Source organism: Cupriavidus sp. FW305-F7, assembly GCF_058782875.1.
The window spans coordinates 50175-62404 of the sequence record NZ_JBYSYC010000020.1; the positions used below are offsets into that span (position 1 = coordinate 50175).

Genomic DNA, 12230 nt, shown 5'->3' on the forward strand with positions numbered 1-12230 from the left:
GCGGCGCTTACGCCAGCACCGCGCGTGCGATCACCGTCCGCTGGATTTCCGACGAGCCTTCATAGATGCGCAGGATCCGCGCATCGCGCACCAACCGCTCCAGCGGCATTTCGCGCGTGAAGCCGTAGCCGCCGTGGATCTGCAGCGCGGCGTCGGTAACAAAGCCGACCATCTCCGAGGCATAGAGCTTGGCCATCGATGCCTGCCCGGTGAAGGGCTCGCCGTCCCGGCGCCGTACCGCCGCCTGCAGGGTCAGCAGCCAGGCCGCCTCCAGCCGCGTGCGCATGTCGGCGAACATCCATTGCAGGCCTTGCTTGCGCGCCAGCGGCTCGCCGCCGACCTGGCGCTGCCTGGCCCAGTCCGCGGCGCAGGCCAGCGCTGCCTCGGCAATGCCCAGGCTGGTGGCGGCCACGTCCAGGCGGCTGTTGTCCAGCACCTTCATCGCGGTACGGAAGCCCGTGCCTTCCGGCCCCAGTCGGTTGGCGGCAGGGACGAAGCAGTCCAGCGCCACCTCATGGGCCGGCGCCCCGCGAATGCCCATCAGTTTCTCGGCAGGAGCGATCTCCACTCCCTCGCTGTGCCGGTCCACCACGAAGGCGCTGATACCGCGCGTGCCCGCGGCGGGATCGGTCTTGGCGTAGACGACGATAAAGTCCGCCGCGTCCGCGTTGGAGATGAAATGCTTGACCCCGCGCAGTCGGTAGCCGTCGCCCTCCGGGGTGGCGCGCGTGGCCATGTCGGCCGGGTTGGAGCCGGCGCGCGGCTCGGTCAGCGCAAAGGCGCCCAGCTTGATGCCGGCGGCCGCATCCGGCAGGTAGCGCTCGCGCAGGCTGTCGTCGCCGCCGATCAGGATGGAATCGGTAGCCAGGTAGTGCGCGCCGATCATCGACGAGGTAGAGGCGCAGGCCTTGGCAACCTCCACCAACGACAGGATCAGTGCCACGGGCGAGGTCTCGGTCCCGCCCCAGCGTTCCGGCAGGTTCATCCCCATCAGGCCGAGTTCGGCAAGTTGCGGCACATAGCACGTGGTGGAGGCTTCGGCCCGGTCCACCTCGGCCGCCTTCGGCGCCAGTTCGCTTTGCGCGAAGCGGCCGATGGCGTCGGCAATCTCGAGATCGCCCGGTTCGACGCCCAGTCGTTTATGCATGTTGTTTCTCCTTGCTGAACACTTGCGGATGCGCCGTAGCAGCGTTGGCCAACTCGGCCAGGATGGCTTCGGTGTGCTGCCCCAGCGCCGGCGCGGGCGTCACGCGGTTGGCGCCGTAGCCGGAGAACTTCACCGGCTGCGAGGGCAGCCGCACGGTGCCGCCTTCCGCCTCGGCCACTTCGGTAAGCAGGCCGCGGTGGGCGGCATGGTCGCTTTCCAGGGCTTCCTTGACGTTGCGGATGGGCGCGACAGGAATGCCCGCCTCGCTCAGCAGGCGGTTCACCTCGGCCACGGAAAAGCTGGCCGACCAGGCTTCGAGAACGGCGCACAGATCGCCCTCGAAGCGGCAGCGCGTCTCGTCGTCGGCAAAGCGCGGATCCTGCGCCATCTCCGGCCGGCCGATGGCATTGGCCAGTGCCTGGAACAGCTTGTTGTTCAGCACCGCCACCACGTAGAAGCCGTCCGCGGCGCGGTACACGCCGAACGGCGCGGACGAGGGATGGCGGTTGCCGACGCGCCGCGGCGCCAAGCCGGTCGCGGCATAGCGCGCAACCAGAGTGGCGCTCAGGCTTAGGGTGGCGTCGAACATCGAGACATCGATATGCGTGCCCCGCCCGGTCTTCTCGCGCGCCAGCAGCGCGGCCAGCACGCCCCATGAGGCGAACAGGCCGCTGACCGCATCCGAGACAGCCTCGCCCAGCATGGTCGGGGTGCCGTCCGGGGCGCCGGTGGCGTCCATCAGTCCGCACATTGCCTGCAGGATGATGTCGTAGGCCGGGCGATGCGATTCCGGGCCGGTCTGGCCGAAGCCCGACACGCTGGCGTAGACCACTGACGGATTCAGCGCACGCAGCGCCTCATAGCCGATGCCCAGCTTGTCCGCGACACCTGGACGGAAGTTCTCGACCACCACGTCGGCCCGGGCGCAGAGCGAGCGCGCCAGCGCCAGGCCAGCTGCCGTCTTCAGGTCGATCACGATGCTCTGCTTGTTGCGGTTCATGGCAGAGAACAGGCCGCTCTTGCCATCGACGAAGGGACCGACCGCGCGGTAGTCGTCGCCGCCCGGCGGTTCAATCTTGATCACCTCGGCGCCAAGGTCGCCGAGCAGCGCCGTGCAGTAAGGGCCCGCCAGCACGCGCGAGAAATCGATCACGCGGATGCCGGCAAGCGGCAGGTCGGAATGGGTCACGTCTTGGCCTCCAGGGCTTGCAAGCCCGCGGGCTTGCGTTTCAGTGACACCGATTCTGCGCAGCGCAGGCTATCAAGTAAAATATGAAATTCGACTAGCACCTATAGGATTTTCTGATGCGTGTCTCCTTGCGGCTGTTGCGCTACTTCGCCGCGACGGCGGAAACCGGCAGCACCACGGCGGCGGCGCGGCTGCTGAACGTCTCGCAGCCCTCCATCTCCGTTGCCATCCGTGAACTGGAGACGCTGTTCGAGGAAGCCCTGTTCGCCCGCGATGTCGGCGCAAGGATGACCCTGACCCGCTTCGGCGTGCGCAAGCTGGCGGAAGCGCGCCACATCCTTGGGGCAGCAACGGCATTTGAAGTGGACAAGAGCGGCGATGCCTCGGCGGGCGAGGTGCAGATCGGCGTCTTCCGCACCCTGGCGCCGGTCTACCTGCCGGTGGTGCTGCGCATGGCACGCGAGCGCTATCCCAAACTGTCGGTACGCTTTGTCGAAGGGGACCTCGCCCAGCTGGAGGACTGGCTGCACGGCGGGCAGATCGAGCTGGCGCTGACCTACGATGTGGGCATGCCCGATGACATCGAGCGCGAACTGCTGGCAGAGCTGCGGCCCTACGGCCTGCTGCCCGCAGGCTCACGGCTGGCCAGGCGCAAAGGCAGCCTGTCGCTGCACGAACTGGCGCAGGAACCGCTGATCCTGATCGACCTGCCGCACAGCCGTGAATTCCTGATGGCGCCGTTCTGGCAATTCGGGCTGCAGCCCGAGGTGCGCTACCGCGCGACTTCGCTGGAACTGGCGCGCGGCATGGTGGCGAACGGACTGGGCGCGGCGCTGCTGATCACGCAGGCACCGGCGTCGTCCCAGGTCACCGCCGTCGTGGAAAAGCCGATACGGGAAGACACCGTGCGCCAGCCGCTGGTGATCGCGCGCACGGCCCGCGCGACGCGCACCCGGGCGTCAGAGTTGCTGGCCGAGTGCGTGCGCGCGGCTGTGGAGGAAGCGAAGATCCAGCGCGCCTGACGGCGGGCGGCGTCCATTCAGCAGAGCCGGTCTGCAACCAATCCGCCACCAGCACCGTCCGCTCGGCCGCGTGGTTGTAGATCGTATGCTCGCCATCCGGCCAGATTCGTAGCGTCACGTCGTCCGTGAGCGCCGCGTCCAGGAAAGGCTGCTGGTCTTCCAGCTTCACCAACGGATCCGCGCCGCCATGCAGCACGAGAACGGGCAAGAGATCCTGTCGCGGTGCGATTGAAAGCGCATGCGTTCGAAATTGGCCTGGATGGCTGGGCCTGGGCGGCTGTCACCAGGTGGCCGGCCCTGGCAGCGTGTTCGGCGCGCTCCAGCTGAGCATCGGCGAGCGACTCGGCCATGCGATCCCAATCATCTCCCCGGCCTTGTGGCGTCGAACAGCCGGACGGCGTCGGCATAGTCCATGCCGCAATCCAGCAAGCGTGTGACCGGCATCGCCCGCTGGAACGCAAGCGCTGCCGAAGAAACCGTTGTCGTCATCATGGCTCCCGCGCTCACGAAACAGCCGCTGCGCTGGTCCCGGCCAGCATGCTGGACTGCGCCGCACCGCGCCAGTGCAGCTTCTGGCGCAGGGAATCGACCAGGCCGGGCAGACGCGCCAGGTCGGAAACGCCGCCGAAAACAGCAAAGTCCGGCCGGCTGATGTAAGCTTGCATGCCATGCCCATGCATGAACGCTGCCTGAGCGCCATCGAGTTCCACCACTGCCCCGGGTATCGAAGCCGCGCCGGACAGCACGACGATATGGCAGCCGAGTTGCTCAAGGAAACCGATCTCCCTGGGTCGGGCTGTCCAACCAGCACTGGGGCAAGCTGACCTTTGGCAACCAGTATGATTTCATGTTCGACTCGCTGCTCTTTGGCGGCTTTCACGAGGCGAACGGCGGCTTCGATGGCGCACTGACCTATGGCGGCTTCTACAATTTCCGGCAGGGACCATTTTCCGCCCTCGGCATCCCGAACAACCCCACTGGATCGGCGGACTTCGATCGGGTGGTCCGCTCGGGTACCAGGATCGGTAAAGTACCAATCGGCCAATTTTGCCAGCTTGACCTTCGGCGCCCTGTACGGCTTTGGAGGTGTCGCCGGGTCGTTTTCCTCCGGCAACACCGTCAGCCTTGGCGTCAACTATTCGAGCGGCTGGTTCGCCGCCGGCGCGGCCTACACGGACGTCAAGTATCTGCAGATGAACAACGGGCAAGACGGCATCCGCAACTTCGGAGCCGGCATGCGCTACAGCTTCGGACCGGTCATGACCAGCGTCTTTCTTATATGCGCATACCGAGAACACACAGGCCCAGGGGCAAATCGGCGCAAACTGGTCGCTCGCTCCCGCATGGACACTGGGTGGCAACGTCCAGTACATGAAGGGAAATGCCATCCTCCTGAACAATGACGCTGTCCCGCTGACGAGCACGCTGATGTATCGCTTCTCAAAACGGACCGCCGTCTATGCCGAAGGTGTCTATCAACGGGCTTCAGGTGATGGCCCGGCTACGGGGGCATGGATCAATGGGCTCTTCGGGCCCAACGCGGCTTCGAGCGGGCGCACGCAGGTGCTTGGTCAAATGGGCATCACGAGCGCCTTCTGACTGTGATAGCGTGGAGCCTTCCGACTTTCCGCCCACCAATGACCGATTTCGATGCCGACGCCCTGAAGCGGCTGGTCACAGTCACCATGCCTTTTGGCAAGCACAAAGGCACGGTGATCGCCGACTTGCCAGGCAACTACCTGAACTGGTTCGCGCGCGAGGGCTTCCCTCCGGGGCAGATCGGCGCGCTGCTGGCGCTGATGCACGAACTGGATCACAACGGCCTGTCACATCTGCTCAAGCCGTTGCGCGGGCGTACGTAGCGCAGTCAGACCCGAGGCTCAGGTCACCGGCGCCGGATTGAACAGCACCAGCGCATTGCGGATCTTCCAGTGCTCGGCCCATGACCTCTTGCCGCTGGCCACCGCCAGCAGCGTGTGGAACAGCTCCCAGCCCACTTCCTCGATGGTGGCCTCGCCGGTCGCAATGCGGCCGGCGTTGACATCCATCAGGTCATGCCAGCGCCGTGCCAGGTCGTTGCGGGTGGACACCTTGATCACCGGCACCTCGGCCAGCCCGTACGGCGTGCCGCGCCCGGTGGTGAACACGTGCAGGTTCATGCCGGCGGCCAGCTGCAGCGTGCCGCAGACAAAATCGCCCGCGGGCGTGGCGGCATAGATCAGCCCCTTTTGCGTGACCTTCTCGCCGGGGCCGGTGACGCCATGGATCGGGCCGGTGCCGGACTTGACGATCGAGCCCATCGCTTTTTCCACGATATTCGACAGGCCGCCCTTCTTGTTGCCCGGCGTGGTGTTGGCGCTGCGGTCGACCTTGCCCTGCTCCAGATAGCGGTCGTACCAGGCCATCTGCTGCACCAGCGCCTCGGCCACCTCGGGCGTGGCCGCGCGCGCGGTGAGCTGGTCGATGCCGTCGCGCACCTCGGTCACTTCGGAGAACATCACCGTGGCCCCGGCGCGCACCAGCAGGTCGGTGGCAAAGCCCACCGCGGGATTGGCGGTGACGCCGGAGAAGGCATCGCTGCCGCCGCACTGCACGCCGACCACCAGGTCAGACGCCGAACAGGTCTCGCGCCGGCGTGCGTTCAGGCGCGCCAGGTTCTTCTCTGCCGTGGCCATGATCGAATCGATCATCGAGGCAAAGCCCACATGCTGCTCGTCCTGCAGGCAGACCACGTCGGGCTCGCCCTCCTTCTGGATCGGGATGGTGCCGGCGCCGATCAGGCGCGCCGGCTGCAGCTTCTCGCAACCCAGGCTGACGATCATCACCTCGCCGCCGAAATTGGGGTTCAGCGCGATATTGCGGATGGTGCGGATCGGGATGCCGGCATCGGGCGCGTCGATCGCCACGCCGCAGCCGTAGGTGTGTTCAAGGCCCACCACATCGTCGACATTGGGATACTTCGGCAGCAGTTCTTCCTTGATGCGCCGCACGGCAAACTCCACCACGCCCTCCACGCACTGCACCGTGGTGGTAATGCCCAGGATATTGCGCGTGCCGACCGAGCCGTCCGCATTGCGGTAGCCCTCGAAGGTATAGCCTTCCAGCGGCGGCAGCGGCGCCACGCGCGTGCCGACCGGCAGGTCGTGCAGTTCCGGCGCGGCCGGCACGCGGATCACCCGCTCATTGACCCAGCTGCCGCGTGGCAGGTCTTTCAGCGCGTAGCCGATCACCACGTTGTAGCGGATCACCGCGTCGCCCTCGCGCAGATCAGTCAGCGCCACCTTGTGGCCCTGCGGCACGCCCTCGGCCAGCACCAGGCCGCAGGGGAATTCCGTTCCCGCCGGCAGGCCGCCGTCGTTGGCCACGATGGCAACGTTGTCGTTCGCGTGCATCGTGATGTACAGCGGGCGAGCCGCCTGCTCACCTGCCGTCGGGGTCACTGCCATGTCATCTCCAGCCTGGCGCGCGTCGCGCACCTTTAGTGTTACGTTGTCTGACAACATTCTATCTGCTTATGGCTGCCTATGACCCCGGGAATTCCCTATCTCTCGTTTTTTCAGGACGGATATAAGCCACTTCCCTGTCATGTTGTACGACAACACATCATGAACCAGCATTGTCCGCCACTAAGAAGGAGGCCAACTCGCCGAAATCCTGCTGCACCGCAAAATGACCATCCCCCGCGATATGGCCTATAAGGATGCAACCGGTTTCATGCCACGAGAACCGGACAGGAGATCTTCCGCGTGGCCACGCACATCGCGCAGCCACGCCGCACTGATACCCCATACACCGGCCGCTCCGTCGGCCACGCACACGACAGGAGGCATGACTCATGCGCTGGAAGCAACGTCCGCAAGGTTCCAACTGGGGTGACTTCGGCCCCGACGACCAGCTCGGCCGCATCAACCTGATCGGCCCGGAGCAGGTCGTGAAAGGCGCGCGCGAGGTGCAGGCCGGCATCAGCTTCTGCCTGTCGCTGCCGCTGGACTACCCCGGCGGCAACAAGCTCAACCCGCGCCGGCATCCGCCGGTGCTGCGGCCTACCTTCCGCGACGACATCCCCTATTTGAACTTCCCGCTGGCCAAGTTCGATCCCACCGCCACCGACGTCATCAGCGACGACCAGGTGCTGCTGTGCCTGCAATACAGCACGCAATGGGATGCGCTGGCACACGTGGGCGCGCTGTTCGATGCCGACGGCGACGGCCGCCCGGAGCGCGTCTACTACAACGGCTACCGCGCCAACGAGCATATCGTCGGCCCGGTGGACTATGCCGAGGACGACAACTTCGCCGCGCACCCTTGCGGCCACGACCACAGTGCCGCGCAGGCGCTGGGCATCGAGAACTTCGCGGTCAAGGGCATGCAGGGCCGGGGCGCGCTGGTGGACCTGGCCCACACCTTCGGCATGGACTTCCGCAATGTCGGCTACGACGACCTGATGCACGCGCTGGATGCCGGCAAGGTGGAAGTCGAACGCGGCGACATGCTGCTCCTGCGCACCGGCTTTGCTGAGGTGGTGCTGTCGATGCAGCGCAACCCCGATGAAGCCGTGCTGCACCACAGCTGCTGCGCGCTGGATGGCCGCGACGAACGCCTGCTGAACTGGATCACCGATGCCGGCATCGCCGCGCTGATCGCCGACAACTACGCGGTCGAACGCTACCCCGCCCGCCCCGCGCCCGATGGCGACAAGCACCACCCGCTGCTGCCGTTGCACCACCACTGCCTGTTCAAGCTGGGCCTGCCGCTGGGCGAGCTGTGGTACCTGCGTGAACTGGCGGACTGGCTGCGCGCCAACGGCCGTACGCGCTTCCAGCTCACCGCCCCGCCGCTGCGCCTGCCCGGAGCAGTTGGGTCGCCGGTGACGCCGATCGCCACGGTATAAGCCAACAACATTAAATCAGGGAGACACCATGAACCATCGCCACGCGATCCGCCGTATTGCCGCCAGCGCCCTCGCCTTCGCCGCGGCGCTTACCTGCGGCACCGCCCAGGCCCAGCCCAGGGCCGCCGTCTCTGACGACGTCGTCAAGATCGGCATGCTGCTCGACATGAGCGGCCTGTATGCCGACGTCACCGGCCGCGGCAGCGCCACCGCCGCGCAGATGGCCATCGACGATTTCGGCGGCAAGGTGCTGGGCAAGAAGATCGAGCTGGTGGTGGTCGATCACCAGAACAAGGCCGACATCGCCGCCAACAAGGCGCGCGAGTGGTTCGATACCGCCAATGTCGACGCCATCCTCGACGTGGCCGCGTCGGCGCCGGCGCTGGCGGTGCTTGAGGTTGCAAGACAGAAGAACCGCATCGTGGTGTTCTCCGGCCCCGGCACCGAGCGCATCACCAATGACCTGTGCACGCCGGTGTCAGTGCACTACGCCTACGACACCTACGCGCTGGCCAACACCACCGCGCGCGCAATGGTGGAGCGCGGCGGCAAGTCCTGGTTCTTCCTGACGGCGGACTACGCCTTCGGCCACACGCTGCAGGACTCGGCCACCGCGGTCATCAACGAGACCGGCGGCAAGGTGCTTGGCGCCGCGCGCCACCCGCTGGCCACCAGCGACTTCGCCTCTTATCTGCTGCAGGCGCAGGCCAGCAAGGCACAGGTGGTGGGCCTGGCCAATGCCGGCGGCGATACCGTCAACGCAATCAAGGCCGCCTCTGAATTCGGCCTGACCCGCAACAACACGCAGCGCATGGCGGGCCTGCTGCTCTATATCAACGACATCCACGCCATCGGCCTGAAGACGGCCTCCGGTCTGGTATTGACCGAGGCCTTCTACTGGGACATGAATGAAGCCACGCGTGCGTGGTCGCGCCGCTATTTCGACAAGCTCAGGAAGATGCCCAACATGAGCCAGGCAGGTGCATATTCATCGGTGACACACTACCTGAAGGCCGTGCAGGCAGCGGGCACCGACGAGACTGCGGCGGTGATGAAGAAGATGAAGTCGATGCCGATCAACGACTTCTTTGCCAAGAACGGCCGCATCCGAGAAGACGGCCGCATGGTCCACGACATGTATCTGTTCGAGGTCAAGACGCCGGCCGAATCCAAGTACCCATGGGACTACTACAAGGTGCTGGCCACGGTGCCGGGCGAGCAGGCGTTCATGCCGATGTCGAAGTCGCAGTGCCCGTTGCTCAGGCGCTGATGGCGGCGCCGGTGGAGATATCGGATTGGGGCCCGAAGTACGCGAATGAAGATGGACTATGTGCCGGCTAGCGGCGGCATGCAACGTGGTGTCCGAACCCCGCGCCGATTTCCGACAAGCACAAATCCTAGTTTGAATCTGACAAATACAGACTAGGATTTGTGCCGTTGGAAACCATCCAGCGTTCGGTTTTCCGCTACCGCTAATCCCTGGTCAGGTTTTCCAGCCACAGGCTCATCAACCCGGCCCGGCCCCTGACGCCGAATTTCCGGAAGATGCCGGTCACATAGGAATGGGTCGTGGAAACCGCCAGACCGAGGCGCTGGGCAATCTGCTTTTCCGATGCGTCGGTCAACAGCAGCCGCAAAACTTTCTGCTCGTGGGGCGCCAACGGGACGGAAGAAAGCGCCAGCCCAAGGTCAAGAATGCTCTCCTTCTTCAGCGCAGTGACATCGCGGGCAACCCCGACGCGCAACCGTTCCGACTGGAGCCATCCGGCGGACCACATGATATGGACGGCACTGCCGTCCTTGTGGCGATAGCGGTTTTCAAAACCGATCCGCTTCTTTCCCGACATGACCTGCTTGGCCTCAACAATGGTCCGGTCCCGGTCGGCGGGCATGACCAGATCGATGATGAACTCGCCCGCCATATCCTTCGGCGTATAGCCAAAAATGCCCTCGCAGGCTGCGCTGACATACTGGATGCGGCCGCCCGTGTCGACCAGGAATACGGCGTCCAGCAGTTGGTCGGCAAACGCAGTGATGTCTTTTCCGATCTCGATACTCATGGCAGTCCAGACCCCCGATACTGGCGCTTTTACTGGCGCCTTGATTGGCCCCTTCGCCCGGATTTCACCCGAACGCGGGTCAACGTGAAGACTAGACCACGCGCCAGCGCATGTACAGTGTTGGCGTCGATAAAACCGGGCGAGGTTCGCCAGCCGGAAGGCCTTTAACGGCGCCACTCATGCCTGCGCGCCGTCAAAGGCACCCTGCTGATTAGCAGGATATGACTTTTGCACGGTTTCGATACCATCATGGCCATCATTTGCCCGGTCTTCGGCAGGCCCCGCCGGGGGCTTCCAAAGCCGTAGTCAACGAGAGTCGGGGCAAATGAGCCAAGCCTCAGCATCGCCTACCCCCTTCGAGGGGGGAGTCGAGGTCAGGAGGGGAGCGGCCCGGCCCGCTGACGGAGGTGGCAGTGGCCTCTGTCAGCGGGGACCGTGCAACGCTGCGGCAATGCCCCGGGACGTACCTGTTCGGCGGCGTCCCTACCCCCTCATTGGATCTGCGCAATCCGCAGCAGGTTGGTGGTTCCCGCCACCAGGAACGGCAGTCCGGCGGAGATGACGATGGACTGTCCGGCTTCCCCGAACCCCTCCGCCAGCACAGTGCGGCTGGCCAGATCGGTCATCTCCGGCACATCCAGCACCTCGTGGCAGAGCACCGCATGCACGCCCCAGGTGAGCGTCAGCCGCCTCGCCGTCGCCATGCGGGGTGTCATGCCGAGGATGGGCACCTGCGGCCGCTCGCGCGCCATGCGCAGCGCCGAGTAGCCCGAGCTGGTATAGGCGACCGTCGCCGGCACCCTGAGCAAGCCCACGATATGCCGCACCGCGTAACCGATGGCATCAGCCGCGTCCGCGCGCGGCGGGGTGTGGGATGCCTCGATGGCGTCGCGGTACAGCGGGTCGGATTCCGTGCGGGAGATAATGCTGTTCATCATTCGCACCGCCTCCACCGGATACCGGCCGGAAGCCGACTCGGCCGACAGCATGACTGCGTCGGCACCGTCGTAGATCGCCGTCGCCACGTCTGACGCTTCCGCACGGGTAGGCACGGGGGCGGCAATCATCGATTCAAGCATTTGCGTGGCAACGATGACCGGCTTGCCGGCCTTGCGGCACGCGCGGACGATCTGCTTCTGCAGCGACGGCACCTGCTCGGCGGGCATCTCCACGCCCAGGTCGCCGCGCGCCACCATGATGGCATCGGCCTCGGCGACAATCAGGTCCAGGCTCTGGATGGCGGCAGGCTTCTCCAGCTTGGCCACGATGCCGGCGCGGCCGTTGACGATTGCCTTGATCTCCCGGATGTCCTCCGGCCGCTGCACGAAGGACAGCGCGATCCAGTCCGCACCCAGCGCCAGTCCGAAGCCTAGGTCGCGCCGGTCCTTCTCGGTCATGGCCGACAGCGGCAGCACCGCGTCCGGCACGTTCACCCCCTTCCGGTCCGAGAGCGTGCCGCCGTTGACGACCGTGGTCTCGGCGAAGTCGGCGCCGCACTGCCCGACGCGCAACCGGATCTTGCCGTCGTCCAGCGGCAGCTCCACGCCCTCGCTCAGGGCGGCGAAGATCTCCGGGTGCGGCAGGCAGACCCGGCTGGCCGAGCCGGGCGCCGCACTGTCCAGGTCCAGCCGGAAGCCAGCACCGGCGGCGAGTTGCACCGGGCCGTCGGCGAAGGTGCCGATGCGCAGCTTCGGACCCTGCAGGTCGAGCAGAACGCCGATCGGGCGGCCCCGTTCGCGCTCTACGGCGCGGATGGCTTCGAATCGTTGCCGGTGGTCGTCGTGGGTGCCGTGGCTGAAGTTGAGCCGGAAGACATCGGCGCCGGCCTCGAACAGCGCGTCAATGAGGTCGGGGGTGCTACTCGCGGGACCGAGCGTGGCCACGATCTTGGCGTTGCGAAGGCGTCTCATGCCATTGCTCC

At 65.7% G+C, this 12230-nt stretch carries 12 protein-coding genes and 1 pseudogene; 6 read left to right on the forward strand and 7 right to left on the reverse strand.

The annotated features are described in order from the left end of the window. Window positions 1-7: 7 nt before the first annotated feature. Together AC3WL8_RS19475 and AC3WL8_RS19480 are read right to left on the reverse strand one after the other, a co-directional pair. Window positions 8-1147 (reverse strand): acyl-CoA dehydrogenase family protein, encoded by a 1140-nt coding sequence (locus tag AC3WL8_RS19475; RefSeq protein ID WP_211981120.1) that lies wholly within the window; start codon window positions 1145-1147, stop codon window positions 8-10. After that, window positions 1140-2336: a CaiB/BaiF CoA transferase family protein gene (locus tag AC3WL8_RS19480; RefSeq protein ID WP_211981118.1), complete on the reverse strand. Its 1197-nt coding sequence runs from the start codon at window positions 2334-2336 to the stop codon at window positions 1140-1142. Before AC3WL8_RS19480 ends, AC3WL8_RS19475 begins: the two co-directional genes overlap by 8 nt. A 116-nt stretch (window positions 2337-2452) precedes the next feature. Between AC3WL8_RS19480 and AC3WL8_RS19485 the strand changes: the two genes are divergently transcribed. Further along, complete coding sequence (locus AC3WL8_RS19485; protein ID WP_013952610.1) at window positions 2453-3358, forward strand: LysR family transcriptional regulator; 906 nt, start codon at window positions 2453-2455, stop codon at window positions 3356-3358. Between the two features lie 133 nt (window positions 3359-3491). On the opposite strand, the pseudogene AC3WL8_RS19490 reads toward AC3WL8_RS19485, so the two are convergent. Beyond that, window positions 3492-3554: pseudogene (locus AC3WL8_RS19490) on the reverse strand (hypothetical protein); the annotation flags it as partial. A gap of 307 nt (window positions 3555-3861) precedes the next feature. After that, entirely contained in the window at window positions 3862-4023 is a 162-nt protein-coding gene (locus tag AC3WL8_RS19495) for a hypothetical protein (RefSeq protein ID WP_492378657.1), read from the reverse strand. A gap of 249 nt (window positions 4024-4272) precedes the next feature. Here AC3WL8_RS19495 and AC3WL8_RS19500 point away from each other — a divergent pair, with 249 nt between their 5' ends. The 3 genes from AC3WL8_RS19500 to AC3WL8_RS19510 are packed head-to-tail and all read left to right on the forward strand — an operon-like array spanning window position 4273 to window position 5220. Further along, window positions 4273-4761 (forward strand): porin, encoded by a 489-nt coding sequence (locus AC3WL8_RS19500; protein ID WP_211981115.1) that lies wholly within the window; start codon window positions 4273-4275, stop codon window positions 4759-4761. Continuing rightward, window positions 4730-4957 (forward strand): hypothetical protein, encoded by a 228-nt coding sequence (locus AC3WL8_RS19505; RefSeq protein ID WP_492378679.1) that lies wholly within the window; start codon window positions 4730-4732, stop codon window positions 4955-4957. Before AC3WL8_RS19500 ends, AC3WL8_RS19505 begins: the two co-directional genes overlap by 32 nt. A gap of 38 nt (window positions 4958-4995) precedes the next feature. After that, entirely contained in the window at window positions 4996-5220 is a 225-nt protein-coding gene (locus AC3WL8_RS19510; RefSeq protein WP_013952607.1) for a DUF3820 family protein, read from the forward strand. An 18-nt stretch (window positions 5221-5238) separates the two neighbouring features. On the opposite strand, the gene garD is transcribed toward AC3WL8_RS19510, so the two are convergent. Beyond that, window positions 5239-6804, reverse strand: a complete 1566-nt coding sequence (gene garD / locus AC3WL8_RS19515) for a galactarate dehydratase (protein ID WP_492378658.1) — start codon at window positions 6802-6804, stop codon at window positions 5239-5241. Between the two features lie 389 nt (window positions 6805-7193). Here garD and AC3WL8_RS19520 point away from each other — a divergent pair, with 389 nt between their 5' ends. After that, complete coding sequence (locus tag AC3WL8_RS19520) at window positions 7194-8249, forward strand: cyclase family protein (RefSeq protein ID WP_492378659.1); 1056 nt, start codon at window positions 7194-7196, stop codon at window positions 8247-8249. 28 nt (window positions 8250-8277) lie between these two features. Beyond that, the gene (locus AC3WL8_RS19525; RefSeq protein WP_013952604.1) at window positions 8278-9519 is read left to right on the forward strand and encodes an ABC transporter substrate-binding protein; all 1242 of its coding nucleotides are present in this window, start codon (window positions 8278-8280) and stop codon (window positions 9517-9519) included. A 202-nt stretch (window positions 9520-9721) separates the two neighbouring features. Here the strand turns inward: AC3WL8_RS19525 and AC3WL8_RS19530 are convergent, their stop codons facing one another. Together AC3WL8_RS19530 and pyk are read right to left on the reverse strand one after the other, a co-directional pair. Beyond that, on the reverse strand, window positions 9722-10309 hold the full coding sequence (locus AC3WL8_RS19530; RefSeq protein WP_013952603.1) for a helix-turn-helix transcriptional regulator: 588 nt from the start codon (window positions 10307-10309) through the stop codon (window positions 9722-9724). 491 nt (window positions 10310-10800) lie between these two features. Then, complete coding sequence (pyk, locus tag AC3WL8_RS19535; protein ID WP_492378660.1) at window positions 10801-12219, reverse strand: pyruvate kinase; 1419 nt, start codon at window positions 12217-12219, stop codon at window positions 10801-10803. Window positions 12220-12230: the final 11 nt, after the last annotated feature.

Bases quoted from the DNA above. Each gene is read 5' to 3' on its own strand.
- AC3WL8_RS19500 (WP_211981115.1), top strand. From the start codon at position 4,273: ATGGCGGCTTCTACAATTTCCGGCAGGGACCATTTTCCGCCCTCGGCA.
- pyk (WP_492378660.1), bottom strand. From the start codon at position 12,219: ATGAGACGCCTTCGCAACGCCAAGATCGTGGCCACGCTCGGTCCCGCG.
- AC3WL8_RS19495 (WP_492378657.1), bottom strand. From the start codon at position 4,023: ATGCAAGCTTACATCAGCCGGCCGGACTTTGCTGTTTTCGGCGGCGTT.
- garD (WP_492378658.1), bottom strand. From the start codon at position 6,804: ATGGCAGTGACCCCGACGGCAGGTGAGCAGGCGGCTCGCCCGCTGTAC.
- AC3WL8_RS19505 (WP_492378679.1), top strand. From the start codon at position 4,730: ATGAAGGGAAATGCCATCCTCCTGAACAATGACGCTGTCCCGCTGACG.
- AC3WL8_RS19510 (WP_013952607.1), top strand. From the start codon at position 4,996: ATGACCGATTTCGATGCCGACGCCCTGAAGCGGCTGGTCACAGTCACC.
- AC3WL8_RS19475 (WP_211981120.1), bottom strand. From the start codon at position 1,147: ATGCATAAACGACTGGGCGTCGAACCGGGCGATCTCGAGATTGCCGAC.
- AC3WL8_RS19485 (WP_013952610.1), top strand. From the start codon at position 2,453: ATGCGTGTCTCCTTGCGGCTGTTGCGCTACTTCGCCGCGACGGCGGAA.
- AC3WL8_RS19520 (WP_492378659.1), top strand. From the start codon at position 7,194: ATGCGCTGGAAGCAACGTCCGCAAGGTTCCAACTGGGGTGACTTCGGC.
- AC3WL8_RS19525 (WP_013952604.1), top strand. From the start codon at position 8,278: ATGAACCATCGCCACGCGATCCGCCGTATTGCCGCCAGCGCCCTCGCC.
- AC3WL8_RS19530 (WP_013952603.1), bottom strand. From the start codon at position 10,309: ATGAGTATCGAGATCGGAAAAGACATCACTGCGTTTGCCGACCAACTG.